20 protein-coding genes are annotated in these 24,804 nt (G+C 56.7%); 15 read left to right on the forward strand and 5 right to left on the reverse strand.

The features are described 5' to 3' along the window. The first annotated feature begins 293 nt into the window (after positions 1–293). From metA to aceK, 4 genes are all read left to right on the forward strand, one after another. A complete protein-coding gene (gene metA / locus IM300_RS18575; RefSeq protein ID WP_063865536.1) occupies positions 294–1,223 on the forward strand; it encodes a homoserine O-succinyltransferase in 930 nt (309 codons plus the stop codon). Between the two features lie 270 nt (positions 1,224–1,493). Further along, positions 1,494–3,095, forward strand: coding sequence for a malate synthase A (gene aceB / locus IM300_RS18580; RefSeq protein WP_193037747.1), 1,602 nt, complete (start codon positions 1,494–1,496; stop codon positions 3,093–3,095). A gap of 31 nt (positions 3,096–3,126) precedes the next feature. Continuing rightward, positions 3,127–4,431, forward strand: a complete 1,305-nt coding sequence (gene aceA / locus IM300_RS18585; protein WP_193037749.1) for an isocitrate lyase — start codon at positions 3,127–3,129, stop codon at positions 4,429–4,431. Between the two features lie 50 nt (positions 4,432–4,481). Continuing rightward, entirely contained in the window at positions 4,482–6,245 is a 1,764-nt protein-coding gene (aceK, locus tag IM300_RS18590) for a bifunctional isocitrate dehydrogenase kinase/phosphatase (RefSeq protein WP_193037751.1), read from the forward strand. Here the strand turns inward: aceK and iclR are convergent. Then, positions 6,199–7,026: a glyoxylate bypass operon transcriptional repressor IclR gene (gene iclR / locus IM300_RS18595; protein ID WP_000258962.1), complete on the reverse strand. Its 828-nt coding sequence runs from the start codon at positions 7,024–7,026 to the stop codon at positions 6,199–6,201. The genes aceK and iclR overlap by 47 nt on opposite strands. A 193-nt stretch (positions 7,027–7,219) precedes the next feature. Here iclR and metH point away from each other — a divergent pair, with 193 nt between their 5' ends. The 5 genes from metH (at position 7,220) to rluF (ending at position 14,385) form a co-directional block, all read left to right on the forward strand. Beyond that, positions 7,220–10,903 (forward strand): methionine synthase, encoded by a 3,684-nt coding sequence (gene metH, locus IM300_RS18600; protein WP_193037753.1) that lies wholly within the window; start codon positions 7,220–7,222, stop codon positions 10,901–10,903. Positions 10,904–11,120: 217 nt separating this feature from the next. Beyond that, the gene (locus tag IM300_RS18605) at positions 11,121–12,752 is read left to right on the forward strand and encodes a Na/Pi cotransporter family protein (RefSeq protein WP_102751035.1); all 1,632 of its coding nucleotides are present in this window, start codon (positions 11,121–11,123) and stop codon (positions 12,750–12,752) included. A 95-nt stretch (positions 12,753–12,847) separates the two neighbouring features. After that, positions 12,848–13,141, forward strand: coding sequence for a type II toxin-antitoxin system CcdA family antitoxin (locus tag IM300_RS18610; protein WP_063865532.1), 294 nt, complete (start codon positions 12,848–12,850; stop codon positions 13,139–13,141). Beyond that, positions 13,141–13,458, forward strand: a complete 318-nt coding sequence (locus tag IM300_RS18615; RefSeq protein WP_193037755.1) for a CcdB family protein — start codon at positions 13,141–13,143, stop codon at positions 13,456–13,458. Before IM300_RS18610 ends, IM300_RS18615 begins: the two co-directional genes overlap by 1 nt. 54 nt (positions 13,459–13,512) lie before the next feature. Continuing rightward, positions 13,513–14,385: a 23S rRNA pseudouridine(2604) synthase RluF gene (gene rluF, locus IM300_RS18620; protein WP_022646725.1), complete on the forward strand. Its 873-nt coding sequence runs from the start codon at positions 13,513–13,515 to the stop codon at positions 14,383–14,385. On the opposite strand, the gene IM300_RS18625 is transcribed toward rluF, so the two are convergent. The 3 genes from IM300_RS18625 to lysC all read right to left on the reverse strand — a co-directional run bounded on the left by IM300_RS18625 (position 14,386) and on the right by lysC (position 17,096). After that, the gene (locus tag IM300_RS18625) at positions 14,386–14,658 is read right to left on the reverse strand and encodes a DUF3811 domain-containing protein (RefSeq protein WP_047354151.1); all 273 of its coding nucleotides are present in this window, start codon (positions 14,656–14,658) and stop codon (positions 14,386–14,388) included. It lies immediately after the preceding gene. A 50-nt stretch (positions 14,659–14,708) separates the two neighbouring features. Beyond that, positions 14,709–15,653, reverse strand: a complete 945-nt coding sequence (gene panS / locus IM300_RS18630; protein WP_107534462.1) for a ketopantoate/pantoate/pantothenate transporter PanS — start codon at positions 15,651–15,653, stop codon at positions 14,709–14,711. A gap of 93 nt (positions 15,654–15,746) precedes the next feature. Continuing rightward, complete coding sequence (lysC, locus tag IM300_RS18635) at positions 15,747–17,096, reverse strand: lysine-sensitive aspartokinase 3 (RefSeq protein ID WP_063449878.1); 1,350 nt, start codon at positions 17,094–17,096, stop codon at positions 15,747–15,749. 374 nt (positions 17,097–17,470) lie between these two features. Here lysC and pgi point away from each other — a divergent pair, with 374 nt between their 5' ends. The 6 genes from pgi (at position 17,471) to psiE (ending at position 23,815) form a co-directional block, all read left to right on the forward strand. Further along, a complete protein-coding gene (gene pgi / locus IM300_RS18640) occupies positions 17,471–19,120 on the forward strand; it encodes a glucose-6-phosphate isomerase (protein ID WP_063449877.1) in 1,650 nt (549 codons plus the stop codon). 365 nt (positions 19,121–19,485) lie between these two features. Next, complete coding sequence (gene yjbE, locus IM300_RS18645) at positions 19,486–19,728, forward strand: exopolysaccharide production protein YjbE (RefSeq protein ID WP_003860341.1); 243 nt, start codon at positions 19,486–19,488, stop codon at positions 19,726–19,728. Between the two features lie 63 nt (positions 19,729–19,791). Continuing rightward, on the forward strand, positions 19,792–20,430 hold the full coding sequence (locus tag IM300_RS18650; RefSeq protein ID WP_064910192.1) for a YjbF family lipoprotein: 639 nt from the start codon (positions 19,792–19,794) through the stop codon (positions 20,428–20,430). After that, positions 20,427–21,164, forward strand: a complete 738-nt coding sequence (locus IM300_RS18655) for a capsule biosynthesis GfcC D2 domain-containing protein (protein ID WP_064910190.1) — start codon at positions 20,427–20,429, stop codon at positions 21,162–21,164. Before IM300_RS18650 ends, IM300_RS18655 begins: the two co-directional genes overlap by 4 nt. Further along, positions 21,164–23,260 (forward strand): YjbH domain-containing protein, encoded by a 2,097-nt coding sequence (locus IM300_RS18660; RefSeq protein WP_063449874.1) that lies wholly within the window; start codon positions 21,164–21,166, stop codon positions 23,258–23,260. The genes IM300_RS18655 and IM300_RS18660 overlap by 1 nt, the downstream gene beginning before the upstream one ends. Before the next feature lie 144 nt (positions 23,261–23,404). Further along, a complete protein-coding gene (gene psiE, locus IM300_RS18665) occupies positions 23,405–23,815 on the forward strand; it encodes a phosphate-starvation-inducible protein PsiE (RefSeq protein WP_063449873.1) in 411 nt (136 codons plus the stop codon). Between the two features lie 96 nt (positions 23,816–23,911). On the opposite strand, the gene malG is transcribed toward psiE, so the two are convergent. Continuing rightward, a complete protein-coding gene (gene malG, locus IM300_RS18670; RefSeq protein ID WP_063865511.1) occupies positions 23,912–24,802 on the reverse strand; it encodes a maltose ABC transporter permease MalG in 891 nt (296 codons plus the stop codon). Between the last annotated feature and the right edge of the window lie 2 nt (positions 24,803–24,804).

The raw sequence follows: 24,804 nt of genomic DNA on the forward strand, positions 1-24,804 counted from the left end.
CAGAAGTGAAACGCCGTAGCGCCGATGGTAGTGTGGGGTCTCCCCATGTGAGAGTAGGGAACTGCCAGGCATCAATTAAAGAAACCCCGTACCGTAAGGTGCGGGGTTTTTTGCTTTTGCTTTTCTCCCTCTCCCTGTGGGAGAGGGCCGGGGTGAGGGCATCAAACCGCACCATCCCCTCCTTGAAACTTTCTCACCTTCTGCTTGCAGACTCGACATTAAGCCCGTTTCTGGGTATCGTTAGCTGTCTGGATGTCTAAACGTTTATACGTATGCTGTGAGGATTTTAGGTTATGCCGATTCGGGTGCAGGACGAGCTACCAGCCGTCAATTTCTTGCGTGAAGAGAACGTCTTTGTCATGACAACTTCACGTGCTTCTGGTCAGGAAATTCGCCCGCTGAAGGTGTTGATCCTCAATTTGATGCCAAAGAAGATTGAAACGGAGAACCAGTTCCTGCGTTTGCTTTCGAACTCTCCGCTTCAGGTTGATATCCAGCTGCTGCGCATTGATGCACGTGAGTCACGCAACACGCCCGCCGAGCATCTGAATAATTTTTACTGTAATTTTGCGGACATCCGCGATGAGAACTTCGACGGACTGATCGTCACCGGCGCACCGCTGGGTCTGGTGGAATTTAATGACGTTGCCTATTGGCCGCAGATCAGGCAGGTGCTGGAGTGGGCAAAAGATCACGTTACATCAACCTTGTTTGTCTGCTGGGCGGTACAAGCCGCGCTCAATATTCTCTATGGCATCCCTAAGCAAACCCGTAGCGAAAAGCTTTCTGGTGTGTATGAACATCACATCCTTCATCCTCACGCGCTGCTGACGCGCGGCTTTGATGACACTTTCCTTGCGCCTCACTCCCGCTATGCCGATTTCCCGGCACAGCTGATCCGCGATTACACCGATCTGGAAATTCTGGCCGAAACGGAAGATGGCGATGCCTACTTGTTTGCCAGTAAAGACAAACGCATCGCGTTCGTTACCGGCCATCCTGAGTATGATCCCGACACCCTCGCGTCAGAGTATTTCCGGGATGTCGAGGCGGGTCTTAATCCGGATGTCCCGTACAACTATTTCCCGAAAAACGATCCGCAAAACAAACCAGGAGCCACCTGGCGCAGCCACGGAAATCTGCTGTTCACTAACTGGCTCAACTATTACGTCTACCAGATTACGCCGTACGATCTTCGCCACATGAATCCGACGCTGGAGTAATCGTCTGCATTAAACGATCCTAAAGCGTTTCAGCTATTCAGATCAGGCACCTTCGGGTGCCTTTTTTATTTCTGAAATCCTGTTCAACATACCAGGAAACTTTAACTCTATATTAATCATCATGTTGCGTTGTAATTAAAATTAAAATGGAAATTGTTTTTGATTTTGGAAAATTTATAGATAGTCTTAATTCTGCTGAGCGAAAACTACACAACGATCTTTCGTTCGCATTGGGGGCGTGATTTTGGATCTTTGATGAGGAGCAGAACGATGACTCAACAGGCAACCACGGTCGATGAATTGACCTTTACCCAGCCGAATGGTGAGCAAGAACAGCAGGTTTTGACGGCCGAAGCGGTAGAGTTTCTGACTGAACTGGTGACTCGCTTTACGCCGCAGCGCAATAAACTGCTCGCGGCACGCATTCATCAGCAACAGGAAATCGATAACGGCAAGTTGCCAGGCTTTATTTCGGAAACCGCTTCCATTCGTCATAGTGAGTGGAAAATTCGCGGAATTCCTGAAGATTTACAGGATCGTCGCGTGGAGATCACCGGCCCGGTAGAGCGCAAAATGGTGATCAACGCCATGAACGCCAACGTCAAAGTCTTTATGGCCGATTTTGAAGACTCGCTGGCACCGGACTGGCGGAAAGTGATCGACGGGCAGATCAATCTGCGCGACGCCGTCAACGGCACCATCAGCTACACCAACGAAGCCGGGAAAATCTACCAGCTCAAACCGAATCCGGCGGTGCTGATCTGTCGCGTACGCGGTCTGCACCTGCCTGAAAAACACGTCACCTGGCGCGGAGAAGCGATTCCGGGGAGCCTGTTCGACTTTGCGCTCTACTTCTTCCACAACCACAAAAGCCTGCTGGCGAAAGGCAGCGGCCCCTATTTCTATCTGCCGAAAACCCAGTCCTGGCAGGAAGCGGCGTGGTGGAGTGAAGTATTCAGCTACGCAGAAGACCGCTTCAGCCTGCCGCGCGGCACCATTAAAGCAACGCTGCTGATTGAAACCCTGCCTGCCGTATTCCAGATGCATGAGATCCTCCATGCGCTGCGCGACCACATTGTGGGCCTGAACTGCGGCCGCTGGGATTACATCTTCAGCTACATCAAGACGCTGAAAAACCATGCCGACCGGGTATTGCCGGATCGTCAGGTTGTCACCATGGATAAACCGTTCCTCAGCGCCTATTCGCGCCTGCTGATCAAGACCTGCCACAAACGCGGGGCGTTTGCGATGGGCGGCATGGCGGCGTTTATCCCGAGCAAAGACGCAGAGCGAAACAATCAGGTGCTCAACAAGGTGAAAGCCGACAAAGAGCTGGAAGCGCGTAACGGCCACGACGGAACGTGGATCGCGCACCCCGGCCTGGCCGATACGGCGATGGAAGTCTTTAACCGCGTGCTGGGCGACAACAAAAACCAGCTGTTTGTCATGCGCGAGGATGATGCCCCAACGGCTGAAGAACACCTGCTGGCACCGTGTGCGGGTGAACGCACGGAAGAGGGGATGCGCGCTAACATCCGCGTCGCCGTGCAGTACATCGAGGCATGGATCTCAGGCAACGGCTGCGTGCCAATATACGGCCTGATGGAAGATGCTGCCACGGCGGAAATTTCCCGTACCTCTATCTGGCAGTGGATCCACCATCAAAAAACGCTCAGCAACGGCAAACCGGTCACCAAAGCCCTGTTCCGTCAGATGCTGGCCGAAGAGATGCGGGTCATCCAGGACGAACTGGGCGAGCACCGCTTCAGCAGCGGGCGCTTTGACGACGCTGCGCGCCTGATGGAGCAAATCACCACCTCAGATGACTTAATCGACTTCCTGACCCTGCCGGGCTACCGCTTCCTGGCGTAATTCACCACATAACAATATGGAGCATCTGCACATGAAAACCCGTACCCAACAAATCGAAGAATTACAGAAAGAGTGGACTCAACCGCGCTGGGAAGGCATCCGTCGCCCGTACAGCGCAGAGGAAGTGGTGAAGTTACGCGGCTCGGTAAACCCGGAATGTACGCTGGCGCAGAATGGCGCGGCGAAAATGTGGGATCTGCTGCACGGGGGATCTAAAAAAGGCTATATCAACAGCCTCGGTGCACTGACCGGCGGTCAGGCATTGCAGCAGGCGAAGGCCGGCATAGAAGCCATCTACCTTTCCGGCTGGCAGGTCGCGGCGGACGCCAACCTGGCCTCCAGCATGTATCCGGATCAATCTCTTTATCCGGCCAACTCGGTACCGTCGGTGGTGGATCGGATCAACAATACCTTCCGCCGCGCGGATCAGATCCAGTGGGCCGCAGGCATCGAGCCCAACGATCCGCGTTTTATTGATTACTTCCTGCCGATCGTGGCGGATGCGGAAGCGGGTTTCGGCGGCGTGCTTAACGCCTTTGAACTGATGAAATCGATGATTGAGGCCGGTGCAGCGGCCGTTCACTTCGAAGATCAGCTGGCGTCGGTGAAGAAGTGCGGGCATATGGGCGGAAAAGTTCTCGTCCCGACCCAGGAAGCGATTCAGAAGCTGGTTGCCGCGCGTCTGGCTGCTGACGTGCTCGGCGTGCCGACGCTGGTGATTGCCCGTACCGATGCGGATGCGGCGGACCTGATCACCTCTGACTGCGATCCGTACGACAGCGAATTTATTACCGGCGAGCGCACCAGCGAGGGGTTCTATCGCACGCATGCCGGTATCGAACAGGCCATCAGCCGCGGTCTGGCCTATGCCCCTTACGCCGACCTGGTCTGGTGTGAAACCTCCATGCCGGATCTGGCGCTGGCGAAGCGTTTTGCCGATGCGATTCATGCGAAATATCCGGGCAAGCTGCTGGCCTATAACTGTTCGCCGTCCTTCAACTGGCAAAAAAATCTGGACGACACGACCATTGCCAGCTTCCAGCAACAGCTGTCGGATATGGGCTACAAGTACCAGTTCATCACCCTGGCGGGTATCCACAGCATGTGGTTCAACATGTTCGACCTGGCGCACGCCTACGCGCAGGGCGAAGGCATGAAGCACTACGTTGAAAAGGTACAGCAGCCAGAATTTGCGGCAGGAAAAGAGGGCTATACCTTCGTTTCTCACCAGCAGGAAGTGGGAACCGGCTACTTCGACAATGTGACCACGATTATTCAGGGCGGCACTTCCTCCGTCACGGCATTAACGGGTTCAACCGAAGAAGCACAGTTCTAATTTTTTCCCCCTCTCCCCTTTGGGGAGAGGGCCGGGGTGAGGGGGAATCTATGTCGCGTGGTCTGGAATTATTGATTGCCCAAACCATTCTTCAGGGCTTTGACGCCCAGTATGGCCGTTTTCTGGAAGTGACCTCCGGGGCGCAACAGCGTTTTGAGCACGCCGACTGGCATGCGGTTCAGCAGGCCATGAAGCAGCGTATCCATCTTTATGACCACCACGTAGGCCTGGTGGTGGAGCAGCTGCGCTGTATTACCGACGGTAAAAGTCCGGATGCGGCATTTTTACTGCGCGTGAAAGAGTGTTACACCCATCTGTTACCCGACTACCCTCGCTTCGAGATTGCGGAGAGCTTTTTCAACTCCGTCTATTGCCGGTTATTTGACCACCGCTCATTATCTCCTGAGCGGTTATTTATCTTCAGCTCCCAGCCTGAGCGCCGCTTCCGTACCATTCCGCGTCCGCTGGCGAAAGATTTCTTTCCCGATCGCGGGTGGGAAAAGCTCCTGCATCGCATCTTAACGGATTTGCCGCTGCGCCTGCCGTGGGAGAACAAACTCCGGGATATTGACTATATCCATACCCATCTTCGTGAAACCTACGGCGAGGAGGTGCTCAGCCGCAGCCATGTGCAGGTGGCTAACGAGCTGTTCTACCGGAATAAGGCCGCCTGGCTGGTGGGCAAACTGATTACGCCGACGGCCATTGTGCCGTTTCTGCTGCCCATTCACCGTACCGACGACGGCGAACTGTTTGTCGATACCTGCCTGACCACCAGCGCCGAAGCCAGCATCGTTTTTGGTTTCGCCCGCTCCTATTTCATGGTTTATGCTCCGCTGCCGGCCGCCCTGGTGGAGTGGCTGCGCGAGATCCTGCCGGGCAAAACCACCGCCGAGCTGTATATGGCGATTGGCTGTCAGAAGCATGCCAAAACGGAAAGTTATCGGGAGTATCTGCGCTATGTCACCGCGGCGGATGAGCAGTTTATCGAAGCGCCAGGCATCCGCGGCATGGTGATGCTGGTCTTCACGCTGCCGGGCTTCGATCGGGTGTTTAAGGTGATTAAGGATAATTTCGCCCCGCAGAAAGAGATGACCGCCGCCCACGTCCGCGCCTGCTATCAGCTGGTAAAAGAGCACGATCGCGTCGGGCGAATGGCCGATACCCAGGAGTTTGAAAACTTTGTGCTGGATAAGCAGCAGATTGATCCGGCGCTCATGTCGCTGTTAATGCAGGAAGCGCCAACGAAAATCACCGATCTGGGCGATAAAATAGCAATTAGCCATCTCTACATTGAGCGCCGTATGGTGCCGCTCAATATCTGGCTGGAACAGTCAGGGGGCCAGGCTTTGCGTGATGCCATCGAAGAGTACGGCAACGCCATCCGCCAGCTCGCCGCCGCCAATATTTTTCCCGGCGATATGCTGTTTAAAAACTTCGGCGTCACCCGTCACGGGCGGGTGGTGTTCTACGATTACGATGAAATTTGCTACATGACCGAGGTAAACTTCCGCGACATACCGCCGCCGCGCTACCCGGAAGACGAGCTGTCCAGCGAGCCGTGGTACAGCGTTTCGCCGGGCGATGTGTTTCCGGAGGAGTTTCGCCACTGGCTGTGTGCGGACCCACGCATCGGGCCGTTATTTGAAGAGATGCATGAAGATCTGTTCCACGCCAGCTACTGGCGCGGGCTACAAACGCGGATCAAAAACGGACATGTGGAAGATGTGTACGCTTACCGCCGCAAGCAGCGGTTTTGTGTGCGGTTTAACGAATCCCACCATACGCCAGCGTCACCTCTTTCGCGGCCTTAATCACCAGCGCGCCCAGCTCGGTGACGCGATCGTCGGTCATGCGCGAAATCGGCCCGGAAATCGAGATCGCGGCGAACGGCTCGCGGTGCTCGTCGAAAATACAGGACGCGAGGCAGCGCAGCCCAAGGGCGTGTTCTTCGTCATCAAACGAATAGCCGCGCTTGCGGGTCAACGCCAGATCTTCTTTCAGATGCACCGGCGACACCAGCGTGGCGTGGGTGTAGGCGTGCAGCCCTTTACGGTGCAGCAGCCCGGTCACCTGCTCTTCGCTCAGCTGCGACAGAAACGCTTTACCCGCCCCGGAGGCATGCATCGGCAGCTTGCCGCCAATCGGCGCGGACATGCGCATCAGCTGCGTGCACTGCACCTGGTCGATAATAATGGCCTGATGGTCGCTCTGGTCCAGCACCGCCAGGTTGACCGTCTCGCCGGACTCTTCCATCAGCTTGCGCAGGATCGGGTGAACAATTGCCAGCAGGTTGCGGCTTTGCAGAAAACTGCTGCCGACAATAAACGCATGCGCGCCCACCGCCCAGTGTCCCAGCTCGCCCACCTGACGCACAAAACCCAGCTGCTGCATGGTGGTCAGCAGACGGTGCGTTGTGGAGTTCGGCAGGCCAGCCTGCTGGGCCAGCTCTGTCAGGGCCACGCTACCATGCGATTCGGCTATCCATTCCAGCAGCTTCAGGCCGCGCGTCAGAGACTGAACCTGTCCGCCGGGCTGTGCGGCAGGGTTGGCAGCAGGTTTTCTGCCGCGTTTGGCGGGAACGGTCGTAACCATGACGAACTCCTTTTTCTGTATCGTGGAAATCATTTTCGTTTTATTTGGTGAATTTGCAACCGCTTTCCTGACTGATCGGAGGAGTGATGGTGAACATGTCTCATGTTCCCGCCGTGTGGCTTTTCGGCCCTGCGAGATTATGCCAGTATGGAACGCAGCCTTTTGGCCATGTTGAGCGTTGTCGGGAGCAAGTGTGAGCAGCAAAGTAGAGCAACTGCGTGCGCAGTTAAATGAACGAATTCTGGTGCTGGACGGCGGCATGGGCACCATGATCCAGGGCTATCGTCTGAGCGAAGACGATTTCCGTGGCGAGCGCTTTGCCGACTGGCCTTGTGACCTGAAAGGAAACAATGACCTGCTGGTGTTGAGCAAACCGTCCGTCATCCGGGATATCCACAACGCCTACTTTGAAGCGGGTGCGGATATTGTTGAAACCAACACCTTCAACTCGACAACCATCGCCATGGCGGATTACCAGATGGAATCCCTGTCGGCGGAGATCAACTTTGAGGCGGCCAGGCTCGCCCGCGCCTGCGCCGACGAATGGACCGCCCGTACCCCGGATAAACCGCGCTACGTTGCCGGGGTGCTTGGCCCGACGAACCGCACCGCGTCAATTTCACCGGACGTAAACGATCCGGCGTTTCGTAACATCACCTTCGACCAGCTGGTGGCCGCCTATCGTGAGTCTACTAAAGCGCTGGTGGAAGGCGGTTCCGACCTAATCCTGATTGAAACCGTATTCGACACCCTCAATGCCAAAGCCGCGATTTACGCGGTGAAAGAGGAGTTCGAGGCGCTGGGCGTTGACCTGCCGATCATGATTTCCGGCACCATCACCGACGCCTCGGGGCGCACGCTTTCCGGCCAGACCACCGAAGCCTTCTATAACTCGCTGCGCCACGCTGAAGCCCTCTCCTTCGGCCTGAACTGCGCGCTGGGGCCGGACGAGCTGCGCCAGTACGTGCAGGAGCTTTCGCGCATCGCAGAATGCTATGTCACCGCCCACCCGAACGCCGGTCTGCCGAACGCGTTTGGCGAATACGATCTGGATGCCGACACCATGGCGGCGCAAATCCGCGAGTGGGCCGAGTCTGGCTTCCTGAACATCGTTGGCGGCTGCTGCGGCACCACGCCGGAGCACATCGCGGCCATGAGCCGCGCCGTGGACCGGCTGCCGCCGCGCAAGCTGCCCGAGCTTCCGGTTGCCTGTCGCCTTTCCGGCCTTGAGCCGTTGACCATCGGCGACGACAGCCTGTTTGTGAACGTGGGTGAACGTACCAACGTTACCGGTTCCGCAAAATTCAAGCGCCTGATCAAAGAAGAGAAGTACAGCGAAGCGCTGGACGTCGCCCGCCAGCAGGTCGAGAGCGGCGCGCAGATTATTGATATCAACATGGACGAGGGGATGCTCGACGCCGAAGCGGCGATGGTGCGTTTTCTCAACCTGATTGCTGGTGAGCCGGACATTGCCCGCGTGCCAATCATGATTGACTCCTCCAAATGGGACGTCATCGAAAAAGGGCTGAAATGCATTCAGGGTAAAGGCATCGTCAACTCCATTTCGATGAAGGAAGGGGTCGATACTTTTATTCACCACGCGAAGCTGGTGCGCCGCTACGGGGCCGCCGTGGTGGTGATGGCCTTCGATGAAGTGGGCCAGGCCGATACCCGCGAGCGCAAAATTGAGATATGCCGCCGCGCGTACAAGATTTTGACCGAAGAGGTGGGCTTCCCGGCGGAAGACATCATTTTCGACCCGAACATCTTCGCCGTCGCGACCGGCATTGAAGAGCACAACAATTACGCCCAGGACTTTATCGGCGCGTGTGAAGACATTAAACGCGAGCTGCCGCATGCGCTGATCTCCGGCGGCGTGTCGAACGTCTCGTTCTCGTTCCGTGGTAACGACCCGGTGCGTGAGGCGATCCACGCCGTGTTCCTCTACTACGCCATCCGCAACGGGATGGACATGGGGATCGTTAACGCGGGCCAGCTGGCGATTTACGACGACCTGCCGGCGGAGCTGCGCGACGCCGTCGAGGACGTGATCCTCAACCGTCGCGACGATGCCACCGAGCGCATGCTCGACCTGGCGGAAAAATACCGCGGCAGCAAGTCGGATGAATCAGCCACCGTTCAGCAGGCCGAGTGGCGCGCCTGGGACGTGAAAAAGCGTCTGGAATACTCGCTGGTGAAAGGGATTACCGAGTTCATCGAGCAGGATACCGAGGAAGCGCGTCAGCAGGCAGCCCGCCCGATTGAGGTGATCGAAGGGCCGCTGATGGACGGCATGAACGTGGTCGGCGATCTGTTCGGCGAGGGCAAGATGTTCCTGCCGCAGGTGGTGAAATCCGCCCGCGTCATGAAGCAGGCTGTGGCTTATCTGGAACCCTTTATCGAAGCCAGCAAAGAGAAGGGCTCCAGCAACGGTAAAATGGTTATCGCCACCGTGAAGGGTGACGTGCACGACATCGGCAAAAACATTGTTGGCGTGGTGTTGCAGTGTAATAACTACGAGATTATTGACCTCGGCGTGATGGTTCCGGCGGATAAAATCCTCAAGACCGCACGCGAAGTCAATGCTGACCTGATTGGTCTTTCAGGGCTGATCACGCCGTCGCTGGACGAGATGGTCAACGTGGCGAAAGAGATGGAGCGTCAGGGCTTCACCATTCCGCTGCTGATTGGCGGGGCCACCACCTCGAAAGCCCACACGGCGGTGAAAATCGAGCAAAACTACAGTGGGCCGACGGTGTATGTCCAAAATGCCTCGCGCACCGTGGGAGTGGTCTCCGCGCTGCTTTCCGATACCCAGCGCGATGAGTTTGTCGCCCGCACCCGCAAAGAGTACGAAACCGTCCGCATTCAGCACGGCCGTAAGAAACCGCGTACGCCGCCGGTGACGCTCGCCGCCGCGCGCGATAACGACCTGGCCTTCGATTGGGCAAGCTATACGCCGCCGGTCGCGCACCGTCTGGGCGTGCAGGAGGTGGTCGCCAGCATCGAAACGCTGCGCAACTACATCGACTGGACGCCGTTCTTTATGACCTGGTCGCTGGCGGGCAAATATCCGCGCATCCTGGAAGACGAGGTGGTAGGCGAAGAGGCGAAACGCCTGTTTAAAGATGCCAACGACATGCTCGACAGGCTGAGCGCAGAGAAAGCCCTCAATCCGCGCGGCGTGCTGGGCCTGTTCCCGGCAAACCGCGTGGGCGACGACGTGGAAATCTATCGCGATGAAACCCGCACCCACGTGCTGGCCGTGAGCCATCACCTGCGCCAGCAAACGGAGAAAGTGGGCTTTGCCAACTACTGCCTGGCGGATTTTGTTGCGCCGAAGCTGAGTGGGAAAGCCGACTATATCGGCGCGTTTGCCGTCACCGGGGGTCTGGAAGAAGATGCGCTGGCGGATGCGTTCGACGCACAGCATGATGATTACAACAAAATCATGGTGAAAGCGATTGCCGACCGTCTGGCGGAAGCCTTTGCTGAATACCTGCACGAACGCGTACGTAAGGTGCACTGGGGCTACGCGGCGAATGAGAACCTTAGCAACGAGGAGCTGATCCGCGAAAACTACCAGGGCATTCGTCCGGCACCGGGGTATCCGGCCTGTCCGGAACATACCGAAAAGGGCACTATCTGGAAACTTTTGGACGTAGAAGCGCATACGGGCATGAAGCTCACCGAGTCATTTGCCATGTGGCCGGGCGCGTCCGTTTCCGGATGGTACTTCAGCCACCCGGATAGCAAGTACTTCGCCGTGGCGCAGCTTCAGCGCGATCAGATTGAAGATTACGCCCAGCGTAAAGGCATGAGCGTGTCAGAGGTAGAACGCTGGCTGGCGCCGAATTTAGGCTACGACGCAGACTAACGTCACTTTTCCTTACAACAAACAGGGCACCTCCAGGGTGCCCTGTCTCTTTCTTACGTTTAAACCCTTATACTGGAAGAAGGTTCTTACCACATTGCCCGGTGGCGCTGCGCTGACCGGGCCTACGCGTAGGCCGGATAAGGCGTAGCCGCCATCCGGCAAGACAACGCGCAACAAACCTCAGGAAAACAGATAACGATAAGGAGGAAAACCAACCGTGTTGACGTTGTTACACCTGCTCTCCGCAGTCGCACTGCTGGTATGGGGCACCCATATCGTTCGTACCGGCGTAATGCGCGTGTTTGGCGCACGTTTACGTACCGTTCTCAGCGGCAGCGTTGAGAAGAAGCCGCTCGCCTTCTGCGCGGGTATTGGCGTCACGGCGCTGGTGCAAAGCAGTAATGCTACCACCATGCTCGTCACTTCGTTTGTGGCGCAGGATCTGGTCGCCCTCGCTCCGGCGCTGGTGATCGTTCTCGGCGCTGATGTGGGGACCGCGCTGATGGCGCGTATCCTGACCTTCGATCTCTCCTGGCTGTCGCCGCTGCTGATTTTTATCGGCGTCATTTTCTTCCTCAGCCGTAAGCAAAGTCGTGCCGGGCAGCTCGGACGCGTCGGCATCGGCCTCGGGCTGATCCTGCTGGCGCTGGAGCTGATTGTGCAGGCGGTTACGCCGATCACCCAGGCCAACGGCGTGCAGGTCATCTTCGCCTCGTTAACCGGCGATATTATGCTGGATGCGCTGATCGGTGCGGTGTTTGCCATCGTCAGCTACTCCAGCCTGGCAGCCGTTCTGCTGACGGCGACGCTCACCGCTGCGGGGGCCATCTCTTTCCCGGTGGCGCTGTGCCTGGTGATCGGCGCCAACCTCGGTTCTGGCCTGCTGGCGATGCTCAACAACAGCGCCGCCAATGCTGCCGCCCGCCGCGTGGCGCTGGGAAGTTTACTGTTTAAGCTGGTGGGCAGCCTGATCATTCTGCCGTTTGTGCATCCGCTGGCCAACCTGATGGATAACATCTCTCTGCCGAAAGCGGAGCTGGTGATCTACTTCCACGTCTTCTATAACCTGGTGCGCTGCCTGGCGATGGTGCCGTTTGCCGCCCCAATGGCCCGCTTCTGCGAACGCCTGATTCGTGATGAACCGGAGCTGGACGCACGCCTCAAGCCGAAGCATCTGGATACCTCGGTGCTGGACACCCCCGCGCTGGCTATCGCCAACGCCGCCCGCGAAACGCTGCGCATGGGCGACGCGATGGAAACCATGCTCGAAGGGCTGAAAAAGGTGATGCACGGCGAGCCGCGCGAGGAGAAGGAGCTGCGCAGGCTGGCGGACGATATCAATGTGCTGTACACCGCCATCAAGCTCTATCTGGCGCGCATCCCCCAGGACGAGCTGGCGGAAGAGGAGTCCCGCCGCTGGGCGGAAATCATTGAGATGTCGCTTAACCTGGAGCAGGCCTCGGACATCGTCGAGCGTATGGGCAGCGAAATCGCGGACAAATCCCTGGCCGCGCGTCGGGCCTTCTCCGTGGAAGGGCTGAAGGAGCTGGAAGCGCTGCACGAAAAGCTGGTGAGCAACCTGAAGCTGGCGATGTCGGTGTTCTTCTCCAGCGACGTGCCGAGCGCGCGCCGCCTGCGCCGCAACAAGCATCGCTTCCGCATTCTCAACCGCCGATACTCGCACGCCCACGTTGAGCGTCTGCACCAGCAGAACGTTCAGAGCATCGAGACCAGCTCCCTGCACCTGGGGCTGCTGGGGGATATGAAGCGTCTTAACTCGCTGTTCTGCGCGGTGGCGTATAGCGTGATGGAACAACCGGATGAAGACGACGAGCGGGATGAGTATTAATCTCTGAAAGCGCCTCGCAAAACCCATTTGCGAGGCGTGACACTCTATAAAGAGCATTTTACTCTTCAGACCTTACATTTATAAGGGAATAGAAAATGCTCGTTTATTACGCTACACTTCGCCAATTCATGCGCATTCCAATGGGGGTTATCATGCGCACTACTAACGGCATAAAAAAATCCGTCAATGTTTCGTTAGCACCTGACATTCTTGAAGAAGCGCGACGTCTCAAACTTAATCTCTCTGCTGTACTCACTGCCGCCCTACAGGAACAGTTTCGTGCGCACCAGCGCGCAGAGTGGTTAGCAGAAAATAAAGCGTCTATAGAGGCCATCAACCAGTGGGTTGATGAAAACGGCTCTTTCAGCGACTTTCAGAGGTCATTCTGATGGTGCAATATTTTGCTTATGAGAATGCAGGGAATGGGAAAAATGCCTATCCATGGCTTATCAATATGCAGCACCCTGTTGCTAATGTGATGAAACATGTACTGGTTGCTCCCGCTGTAGAATTAAGCCAGCTGGGCGGCATTCGTCCGCCTGCGAAAGTGTGCCCTGTCGTTGAAATCGCGGGTAAGCCCTGCGTGGTCATGATGCATATGCTGTCAGGCATCTCTTCAAAAGAGTTAGGTGAACGCGTTTCCGATCTCACTGACAGCAGTGCTTCATTGCGTGATGCACTCGATTTTCTGATCAACGGTTACTAGGTCTTTTTTGTCAGCCGCAAGGTAAGGTATATTTCGCCCTTCACAGGAGAAACTATGCTGCCAACTCAATCAACCCGATTAAACAAATACATTAGCGAGAGCGGGATCTGCTCACGTCGCGAGGCTGACCGTTACATTGAACAGGGTAACGTGTTTCTCAACGGCAAACGCGCCACCATCGGCGATCAGGTGGTGCCTGGCGATGTGGTTAAAGTGAATGGTCAGGTCATCGAACCCCGTGATGCCGAAGACCTGGTGTTTATCGCGTTGAACAAACCGGTTGGGATTGTCAGCACCACGGAAGATGGCGAGCGGGACAACATCGTTGATTTCGTTAACCACAGCAGCCGTATCTTCCCGATTGGTCGCCTGGATAAAGACTCTCAGGGGCTGATTTTCCTTACCAACCACGGCGACCTGGTGAACAAAATTCTGCGTGCCGGTAACGACCACGAGAAAGAGTACATCGTGACGGTGAACAAGCCGGTGACGGACGAGTTCATTCGCGGGATGGGCGCAGGCGTGCCGATTCTGGGCACCGTCACGAAGAAGTGCAAGGTCAAAAAAGAAGCGCCGTTTGCCTTCCGCATTACCCTGGTGCAGGGCTTAAACCGCCAGATCCGCCGCATGTGCGAGTATTTTGGTTATGAAGTGACGAAGCTGGAACGCACGCGCATCATGAACGTCAGCCTGTCCGGGATCCCGCTGGGCGAGTGGCGCGACCTGACGGACGACGAGCTGATCGAGCTGTTCAAGCTTATCGAAAACTCCTCGTCCGAAGCGAAGCCGAAAGCCAAAGCCAAACCGAAAACGCAGGCGATTAAACGTCCGGTGGTTAAGGCACCGCAGGCGGAAGAGAAAGGGCGAGGCAAGCCGGGTAACGGAAAACGCTTTACCCAGCCGGGGCGTAAAAAGAAAGGGCGCTGATTAGCGCCTTCCACGGGTTGATGTGCTGGCGGACCAGGAAAAGGTTGCCTCTGCATCCGGTTTATAAGCCTGCTCTTTTTTCAGCTTGCGGGCTTTTTTCGCCGCAGCCTCACGTTGTGCCATCAGCTTGTCGATGTACTCTTTTTTAACCTGATTGGTTTCGGCATTCGTCAGCGTGCGGCCATGCGCGATGCGGGCGCGGTCGAGAAGCGTTTTCAGTTCGCGCTGCTCGGCTTCCGTCATGTCTTTCTGGGTCAATCGTGGTGTCGCCATTGCTGAAGCCTCCTGATGGGGAAGCTCCAGTGTAAAGCAAGCCGGGTTAATTAACCCTGTTTCAGCGCATCTTTTTTCGGTTGTTCATCAATCGGCTTACCGGACCAGTAGCCCGCCAGCAGCGAACCAGACAGGTTGTGCCAGACGGAGAACAGCGCGCCCGGCAGGGCTGCAAGCGGCGAGAAGTAAATTTTTCCGAGCGCCGCCGCCAGGCCGGAGTTCTGCATTCCCACTTCGATCGCCAGCGTGCGGCAGGTGGATTCGTCAAAGCCAAACAGCTTCCCGCCCCAGTATCCGCCCAGCAGGCCGATGGTGTTGTGCAGCACCACCGCGACGATCACCACAAAGCCCACCGAGGCAATGTGCGAGGCGGAACCGGCTACCACGGCGCTGATGATCGCCAGAATGCAGACCATCGAAAACGCGGGCAGGTACGGCTCAACCGCTTTCACCACGCGTGGGAACAGATGGTGGATAATCAGCCCCAGCGCAATCGGGATCACCACGATTTGCAAAATGCTGAGCAGCATGCCCATCACGTCCACCTGAATATGCGCGTCCACGTACAGGCGGGTTAATAGCGGTGTGGCAATCACGCCCACCAGCGTGGAAACGGACGAGATGGTGACGGACAGCGCCACGTCGCCTTTCGCCAGGAAGATCATCACGTTAGATGCCGTACCGCTGGCAACGCTGCCCACCAGCACCATCCCGGCGGAAAGGTCCGGTGGCATTTTGAAGGCCATCGCCAGCAGCCACGCCGCGAGCGGCATCACCAGGTAGTGCAGGAAAATACCCGCGGCAACCGGCGCCGGGCGAGACAGCACGCGTTTAAAATCGTCGATTTTCAGGTGTACGCCCATGCCGAGCATAATCAGCATCAGCAGCGTGGTGACCCACGGACCAATGCCCGTGAACGTGCTAGGGGTGTAATACGCGAGTATGGAGAGCAGCAGCGCCCATAGCGGGAACAGCCGGGTGATAGCGGATAACATAGTGAATTCCTTGCAGTATTGTCGTGTTGTTTTGTAATAAAAAAGCCGGGTCTGTGCCCGGCTTATTGGTATTGTTTATCGTGCTAACGAATTTTATTCAAACAAATTCTGATGAAGTTTCTGCACGACCTGCTCGGCCTGATCGGCAGGGACCAGGAAGCAGAGGTTATAGCTGGAGGCGCCGTAGCAAATCATGCGGATGCTGAACGGGTCGAGCACGCCGAAGACCTCTTTGCCCACGCCGCAGGCGCGCGACAGCTTGTTACCGATGATGGCAACCAGCGCCAGATCTTCTTCCACTTCCACGCGGCACAGTTCGGACAGCTCAATCAGCAGCGATTGCGTCAGCAGGGTATCGCCGGTAGAGGTGGAGCCGGTGGTGTCGAGCGTCAGTGCGATGCTCACTTCCGAGGTGGTGATCAGATCCACGGAGATATTATGGCGCGCCAGGATACCAAACACTTCTGCCAGGAAGCCGCGGGAGTGCAGCATATTATGGCTGTGCAGGGTAACCAGCGTCTGCTTGCGGCGCAGGGCCAGCGCGCGGAACAGCGGTGGGTTCTCGGTTTTCTTGCAGACCAGCGTCCCGCCCGCCTTTGGATCTTTACTGGAACCAACGAAAACCGGAATGTCGCTGCGCACGGCAGGCAGCAGCGTGGCCGGATGCAGCACTTTCGCGCCGAAGGTGGCCATTTCCGCCGCTTCTTCAAAGGCGATCACGTCAATACGTTTTGCCGCAGACACCACGCGCGGGTCGGTAGTGTAAATACCCGGCACGTCCGTCCAGATATCCACGCGGGTCGCGTGCAGGGCTTCGCCCAGCAGGGCGGCAGTGTAGTCGCTACCGCCGCGGCCCAGCGTGGTGGTGCGTCCTTTGGCTTCGCTACCGATAAAGCCCTGGGTGATCACAATGCCTTCATCAAGGCGCGGGGCAAGCTGCTGGCTGGTCAGCTCGGCCAGCGCTTCCACGTCCGGCTCGGCGCGGCCAAAGCGGTCGCTGGTGCGCATCACTTTGCGCACGTCAAACCACTGCGCCTGAATATTGCGCTCGCGCATGATCTCAACGAACAGCAGGGTGGACATCAGCTCGCCGTGGCTGACCAGCTCGTCGGTCAGCGCGGTTGAGGTGGCCAGCGACGCGGCTTCTGCCAGGGTGGTAATATTTTCCAGCAGGCGTTCCACTTCCTCACGAATGACGTTCGGGTTTTGCAGACGCTCAAGGATGTCGAACTGAATTTTGCGTAGCGCATCCAGCTTCACGAAACGCTCGGTCGCCTCCAGTCCTTCAGACAGCGAAACCAGCAGGTTCGTCACGCCGGCTGAGGCGGACAGCACCACCAGGCGGGTATTCGGATCGGCCAGCACCACATCGGCGCTGCGGTTCATGGCAGCGTAGTCTGCCACACTGGTGCCGCCAAACTTGGCGACCACAAAACTCGTCATAACAACCTCGTGTCAGGGAATGAATAGAGCGACCTTGGCACAAGAGTGAAGCGAGGACAGGTGCAGGCGCAAAATACGGCCCTATAAATAAAATGCGGGGGAGGTCCTGTCAATGCTGGGATTATGCGGATTTTTCATGGGGGGGTACCCCTCAGAAACAGGACTTATAACAGGCCCATATTTTATGCTCCTTTTTACCCCCTTTTGACCGACATTTCGCCACGCCGGAAGGGCGCGACAGCAGCTATACTTTTCGGGTCTTTTCACCTGCGTTTGATGCAGACCAGGGCAATGGCATAAAAACCATCACAATTTTTATTTGCAGGCGCTACAATCGACCGCAGTCACAATTCTCAAATCAGAAGAGTATTGCTATGAAAAACATCAACCCAACGCAGACCGCTGCATGGCAGGCACTACAGAAACATTTTGATGAAATGAAAGACGTCACCATCGCGGATCTGTTCGCGAAAGATGCCGATCGTTTCAGCAAGTTCTCCGCCACCTTCGATGACCTGATGCTGGTGGATTTCTCCAAGAACCGTATCACCGAAGAGACGCTGGCGAAGCTGCAAGATCTGGCGAAAGAGACCGAGCTGGCTGATGCCATCAAATCCATGTTCTCTGGTGAGAAGATCAACCGCACCGAAGATCGTGCCGTACTGCACGTGGCGCTGCGTAACCGTAGCAATACTCCAATCATCGTTGACGGCAAAGATGTGATGCCGGAAGTGAACGCGGTGCTGGAAAAGATGAAAACCTTCTCTGAAGCGATCATCTCCGGCAGCTGGAAAGGCTACACCGGCAAAGCAATCACCGACGTGGTGAACATCGGTATCGGCGGCTCTGACCTCGGCCCGTTCATGGTGACCGAGGCGCTGCGCCCTTACAAAAACCACCTCAACATGCACTTCGTCTCTAACGTCGATGGGACTCACATCGCTGAAGTGCTGAAAAAAGTGAACCCGGAAACCACCCTGTTCCTGGTGGCGTCCAAAACCTTCACCACCCAGGAAACCATGACCAACGCCCACAGCGCGCGCGACTGGTTCCTGAAAACCGCGGGTGACGAAAAGCACGTGGCGAAACACTTTGCGGCGCTCTCCACCAACGGTAAAGCGGTAGGCGAGTTCGGCATTGATACGGCGAACATGTTCGAGTTCTGGGACTGGGTTGGCGGCCGCTACTCTCTGTGGTCTGCAATCGGCCTGTCCATCATTCTGTCCGTCGGCTTCGACAACTTCGTTGAGCTGCTCTCCGGTGCGCACGCGATGGACAAACACTTCTCCACCACCGCGCCTGAGAAAAACCTGCCGGTGCTGCTGGCGCTGATCGGTATCTGGTACAACAACTTCTTCGGCGCTGAAACCGAAGCGATCCTGCCGTACGACCAGTACATGCACCGCTTTGCGGCCTACTTCCAGCAGGGCAACATGGAATCCAACGGTAAGTACGTTGACCGTAACGGCAACGCGGTGGATTACCAGACTGGCCCAATCATCTGGGGCGAGCCGGGCACCAACGGCCAGCATGCGTTCTACCAGCTGATCCACCAGGGTACCAAAATGGTACCGTGCGATTTCATCGCCCCGGCGATTACGCACAACCCGCTGTCCGACCACCATCAGAAGCTGCTGTCTAACTTCTTCGCCCAGACCGAAGCGCTGGCGTTCGGCAAATCCCGCGAGGTAGTTGAGCAGGAGTATCGTGACCAGGGTAAAGATCCGGCCACGCTGGACCACGTTGTGCCGTTCAAGGTGTTCGAAGGCAACCGTCCAACTAACTCCATCCTGCTGCGCGAAATCACCCCGTTCAGCCTGGGCGCGCTGATTGCGCTGTACGAGCACAAGATCTTCACCCAGGGCGCTATCCTCAATATCTTCACCTTTGACCAGTGGGGCGTTGAGCTGGGTAAACAGCTGGCAAACCGCATTCTGCCGGAGCTGGGCGACGATAAAGCAATCGACAGCCACGACAGCTCCACCAACGGTTTGATTAACCGCTATAAAGCATGGCGTGGGTAATAAATATGTCATGAAAAATGCCGGCGATATGCCGGCATTTTTTTATCGGATAATTCCTGATGTCTGTTAGTTAACTCAAATTTCGGGTCTGAGTTTAATCCGAAAAACGCGGCTAACCCGTTAATTACTGCGGTTTATTTTAAGAAAATACGCAGAAATACTTTAGCGTGTCTATATTATAACTAGCTGATTTATATTGGTTATATATTTTATCTATTCTTCTTTCGTTTCATTTTTATCCATTAGTCCGAAAACCCTTTCCCTATTTCCCCGTACGGTAAACCCTCAGTGTTAGTTGTGTATACTCGAATCCGCCTGAATTTCTTTCGGGCAAATCTCCATTCATTCATTGAAGGGAAATTGTTATGAAGAAAGTACTGTATGGCATTTTTGCCATATCTGCACTTGCGGCGACGTCTGTCTATGCAGCTCCGGTCCAGGTCGGGGAAGCAGCAGGGTCGGCAGCGACGTCTGCGTCTGCGGGAAGTTCTACCGCAGCCAGCACCAGCGCCGTAAGTTCAGCCGTGGGTGTCGCGCTGGCGGCAACCGGTGGCGGTGATGGCTCCAATACCGGAACCACGACCACTACGACGACCAGCACCCAGTAATACCGGGTGTTTTAATCATAACCACACTTCGGTGTGGTTATTTCGCCCCTTCGGAGAAGAGTCGTGAAGCGACCTGCAATCATCCTGATTTGCCTGCTGTTGCAGGCGTGCTCAGCTACCACTAAAGGGCTGGGCAACTCACTGTGGGACAGCATGTTCGGCACGCCGGGCGTGCATCTGACCGATGACGAACTTCAGAACATGCCGTATGCCAGCCAGTACATGCAGCTAAACGATGGTCCGCAACTGTTTGTGGTGCTCGCTTTCGATGAAAACGGGCAGCAGAAATGGGTGACGCAGGATCAGGCCACCATCGTCACGCAGCATGCCCGAATCGTGAAAACGTTGCTCGGCGGCGACAACCTGATCGAGGTGAACAACCTGGCTGAAGATCCGCTCATTAAGCCGAATCAGATTGTCGATGGCGCAAGCTGGACGCGCACGATGGGCTGGACCGAACACAAACAGGTGCGTTATGCCACGGCCCGCTCCACTTTCCGCTGGGACGGTACGGACAGCGTAAAGGTGGGCAGCGACGAAACGCAGGTTCGCGTGCTGGAGGAAGAGGTGACAACCGACCAGGCCACCTGGCATAACCGCTTCTGGGTGGACGAAGAGGGGCAAATCCGCCAGTCCTTGCAGTATCTCGGTGCCGGTTTCTTCCCGGTGAAGACCACCCTGATCAAGGCGGCGAAATCATGAAAACGTTCATCCACGTTGCGCTTCTCGCCAGCCTTGCCTCGCCGCTGGCGTGGTCTGCGGGAACGGTACAGGTCTACACCCCGGACAGCGAAAAACCCAAAACCTTAACCAATGCCGGGCATCTGCTCGATCTGGTGGGTCAGCCGAGACTGGCGAAAAGCTGGTGGACCGGGGGCGTTATCAGCGAGCGTCAGGCGACGATTGTCGCGGAACAAAGACATCAGGCGCTGCTCGCCAGATTATCCGGGCTGGCACAGCAGGAAGACGCCGACGATGCCGCGGCCATCAACAGCCTGCGCCAGCAGCTTCAGGCCCTGAAGGTGACGGGCCGGCAGAAGGTGAATCTCGACCCGGATGAGGTGCGCGTCGCGGAAAACGGCAATCCGTCGCTGGAGGGGGATTATACCCTGTGGCTTCCGGCTCAGCCTTCCACCGTCACCGTGATGGGGCTCATCAGCAGCCCTGGCATTAAGCCGTTTACGCCGGGCCGGGACGTCGCGAGCTATCTTGACGAACAAAGCCTGCTCAGCGGTGCCGATAACAGCTATGCCTGGGTGGTCTATCCGGACGGGCATACGCAGAAAGCGCCGGTGGCTTACTGGAATAAACGCCATATCGAACCCATGCCGGGCAGCATTATTTTTGTCGGTTTTGCCGACCATTTCTGGACGAAAGCGTATGACGGGCTTAATGCCGATATCCTTCGCTCCCTGATACAGCGGATACCGGAATAATGAAAAAAACCTATCTCTACAGCATGCTTGCACTGTGCGTGAGTGCCGCCTGTCATGCAGAAACGTATCCGGCACCGATTGGCCCGTCGCAGTCCGATTTTGGCGGCGTGGGCTTACTGCAAACCCCGACCGCGCGGATGGCACGCGAGGGGGAAATCAGCCTTAACTATCGCGATAACGATCAGTACCGCTACTATTCTGCGTCCGTGCAGCTGTTCCCCTGGCTGGAGACCACGCTGCGCTACACCGACGTGCGAACGAAACAGTACAGCAGCGTCGACGCCTTCTCCGGCGATCAGACCTATAAAGACAAAGCCTTCGACGTGAAGCTGCGCCTGTGGGAAGAGAGCTACTGGATGCCGCAGGTCTCCGTCGGTGCGAAGGATATCGGCGGTACCGGCCTGTTTGATGCGGAATACATCGTTGCCAGTAAAGCCTGGGGGCCGTTTGATTTCTCGCTGGGTCTCGGCTGGGGCTATCTTGGGACCAGCGGCAACGTAACCAATCCGTTCTGCTCCTACAGCGACAAATATTGCTACCGCGATAACAGCTACAAAAAAGCGGGCTCCATCAACGGCGACCAGATGTTCCACGGCCCGGCCTCGCTATTTGGCGGCGTAGAGTATCAAACGCCCTGGCAGCCGCTGCGCCTGAAGCTGGAGTATGAAGGCAATAACTACAGCGAAGATTTTGCCGGCAAGATTGAGCAGAAGAGCAAGTTTAACGTCGGCGCCATTTACCGCGTGACCGACTGGGCCGACGTTAACCTCAGCTACGAGCGCGGCAATACCCTGATGTTTGGCTTCACGCTGCGCACCAACTTTAACGATATGCGTCCGCGCTACAATGACAACCCGAGGCCTAAATACCAGCCGGAGCCGCAGGATGCGATCATTCAGCACTCCGTGGTGGCGAATCAGCTGACGCTGCTGAAATATAACGCGGGGCTGGCGGATCCGAAGATCCAGACCAAAGGCGATACGCTGTACGTCACCGGCGAGCAGGTGAAATACCGTGATTCCCGCGAAGGGATCGAGCGCGCCAACCGGATCGTTATGAACGATCTGCCGGAGGGGATCCGCACGATCCGCGTGACGGAGAACCGTCTCAACATGCCGCAGGTCACAACCGAAACCGACGTTGCCAGCCTTAAGCGTCATCTTGAAGGTGAGCCGCTGGGACATGAAACCGAGCTGGTGCAAAAACGCGTTGAGCCGGTGGTGCCAGAGAGTACCGAGCAGGGCTGGTATATCGATAAGCCCCGCTTCGATTTCCATATCGATCCGGTGCTGAACCAGTCCGTCGGCGGGCCGGAAAACTTCTACATGTATCAGCTGGGCGCGATGGCGACGGCCGATCTGTGGGTGACCGACCACCTGTTGACCACCGGTAGCCTGTTCGGCAACCTTGCCAACAACTACGACAAATTTAACTACACCAACCCGCCGAACGATTCAAAACTGCCGCGCGTGCGTACCCGCGTGCGTGAATACGTGCAGAACGATATCTACGTGAATAACCTCCAGGCCAACTACTTCCAGTACTTCGGCAACGGTTTCTACGGCCAGGTTTACGGTGGCTATCTGGAAACCATGTTTGGCGGCGCGGGGGCGGAAGTGTTGTATCGTCCTGTCGACAGCAACTGGGCCTTCGGGATTGACGCCAACTACGTGAAACAGCGTGACTGGCGTAGCGCGCAGGACATGATGAAGTTCACCGACTACAGCGTCAAAACCGGTCACCTGACCGCCTACTGGACGCCGTCGTTCGCGCAGGACGTGCTGGTGAAAGCCAGTGTCGGGCAGTATCTGGCGGGCGATAAGGGCGGCACGCTGGATATCTCCAAACACTTCGACAGCGGCGTCGTGGTGGGCGGCTATGCCACTATTACCAACGTTTCGCCGGACGAGTACGGGGAAGGGGACTTCACCAAAGGGGTGTACGTGTCGATTCCGCTGGATCTGTTCTCATCCGGTCCGACCCGCAGCCGTGCGGCAGTGGGCTGGACGCCGCTGACGCGTGACGGTGGTCAGCAGCTTGGACGTAAGTTCCAGCTGTATGACATGACCAGCGATAAGAACATTAACTTCCGCTGATGCTTGTTTGCCCGGCCTACGGTTTTTGTAGGCCCGGTAAGCGCAGCGCCACCGGGCGAATGCGCCAAACATAAACAAAAAATATAGATCCCCGTCACATTTTTGCGTTATACAGGAACCTCGCCCTGGAGAATGAGGTGCTGTATGACATCCCTGACTCGCCCGCGCGTTGAGTTCATCTCAACGATACTCCAGACCGTGCTGAACCTCGGTCTGCTGAGCCTTGGCCTGATCCTGGTCGTCTTTCTCGGCAAAGAGACGGTGCATCTGGCTGATGTGCTATTTGCCCCTGAGCAAACCAGCAAATATGCGCTGGTGGAAGGGCTGGTGGTCTACTTTCTCTACTTCGAGTTTATTGCCCTGATTGTGAAGTACTTCCAGTCCGGCTTTCACTTCCCGCTGCGCTATTTCATCTACATCGGCATCACCGCGATTGTGCGGCTGATCATCGTCGATCATAAATCCCCGCTCGACGTGCTGATCTACTCGGCGGCGATCCTGCTGCTGGTGATCACCCTCTGGCTGTGCAACTCGAAGCGGCTGAAACGCGAATAAAAAAAGGGCGCTCCGAAGAGCGCCTAACAACAGTCACAAGTTGGTTCAATACAATACGTCTAAAGTTGAGGGTTGCAGTGGCATAACAGATGAAACTTAACCTTTCACACCGCCCGCCGTCAGGCCGTTGACCAGCCAGCGCTGGGCCAGCAGGAACACTACGGTAATCGGGATGGCAGAGAGTACCGCCGCCGCGGCAAAGTCGCCCCACAGGTAGTTTTGCGGGTTGAGGTATTGCTGCATGCCAACGGCCAGGGTGTAGCTGTTCACATCGCGCAGCAACAGTGAGGCAACCGGTACTTCGGTGATCGCCGCGATAAACGACAGGATAAACACCACCGCCAGAATCGGCACCGACAGCGGCAGCAGCACCAGACGGAACGCCTGCCATGGGGTGGCGCCATCCAGCGCGGCGGCTTCTTCCAGCGAACCGTCGATGGTTTCGAAATACCCTTTAATGGTCCACACATGCAGGGCGATACCGCCAAGATAGGCGAAGATCACGCCGCCGTGGGTGTTCAGACCGATAAACGGCACATACTGACCCAGACGGTCAAACAGGGCGTACAGCGCCACCAGCGACAGCACCGCCGGGAACATCTGGAAAATCAGCATCCCTTTCAGCAGCGTCGCTTTGCCCGGGAATCGCATGCGGGCGAAAGCGTAAGCGCAGGTGGTGGAGAGCGTGACGATGCCGATCGCGGTGATGGTCGCCACTTTCACCGAGTTCCACAGCCACAGCAGCACCGGGAACGGTGGCGGCGTGACGCGGCCATCGGCGTGCTCAACGCTGAAGCCCAGCGCGAGCTTCCAGTGCTCCCAGGAGATTTCATCCGGGATCAGGCTCCCGGTCGCAAAGTTACCCGAGCGCAGTGAGATAGCGATAACCATCAGCAGCGGGAACATGATGGCCGCGATGAACATCAGCAGGCCTAAGTGCGTCGCGAGGAGGCGCAGCTTCTGAGATTTGGGTTGTACCATAGCCATGA

The organism is Enterobacter cloacae complex sp. I2 (genome assembly GCF_014896205.1).
GTDB classification, from domain to species: domain Bacteria; phylum Pseudomonadota; class Gammaproteobacteria; order Enterobacterales; family Enterobacteriaceae; genus Enterobacter; species Enterobacter quasihormaechei.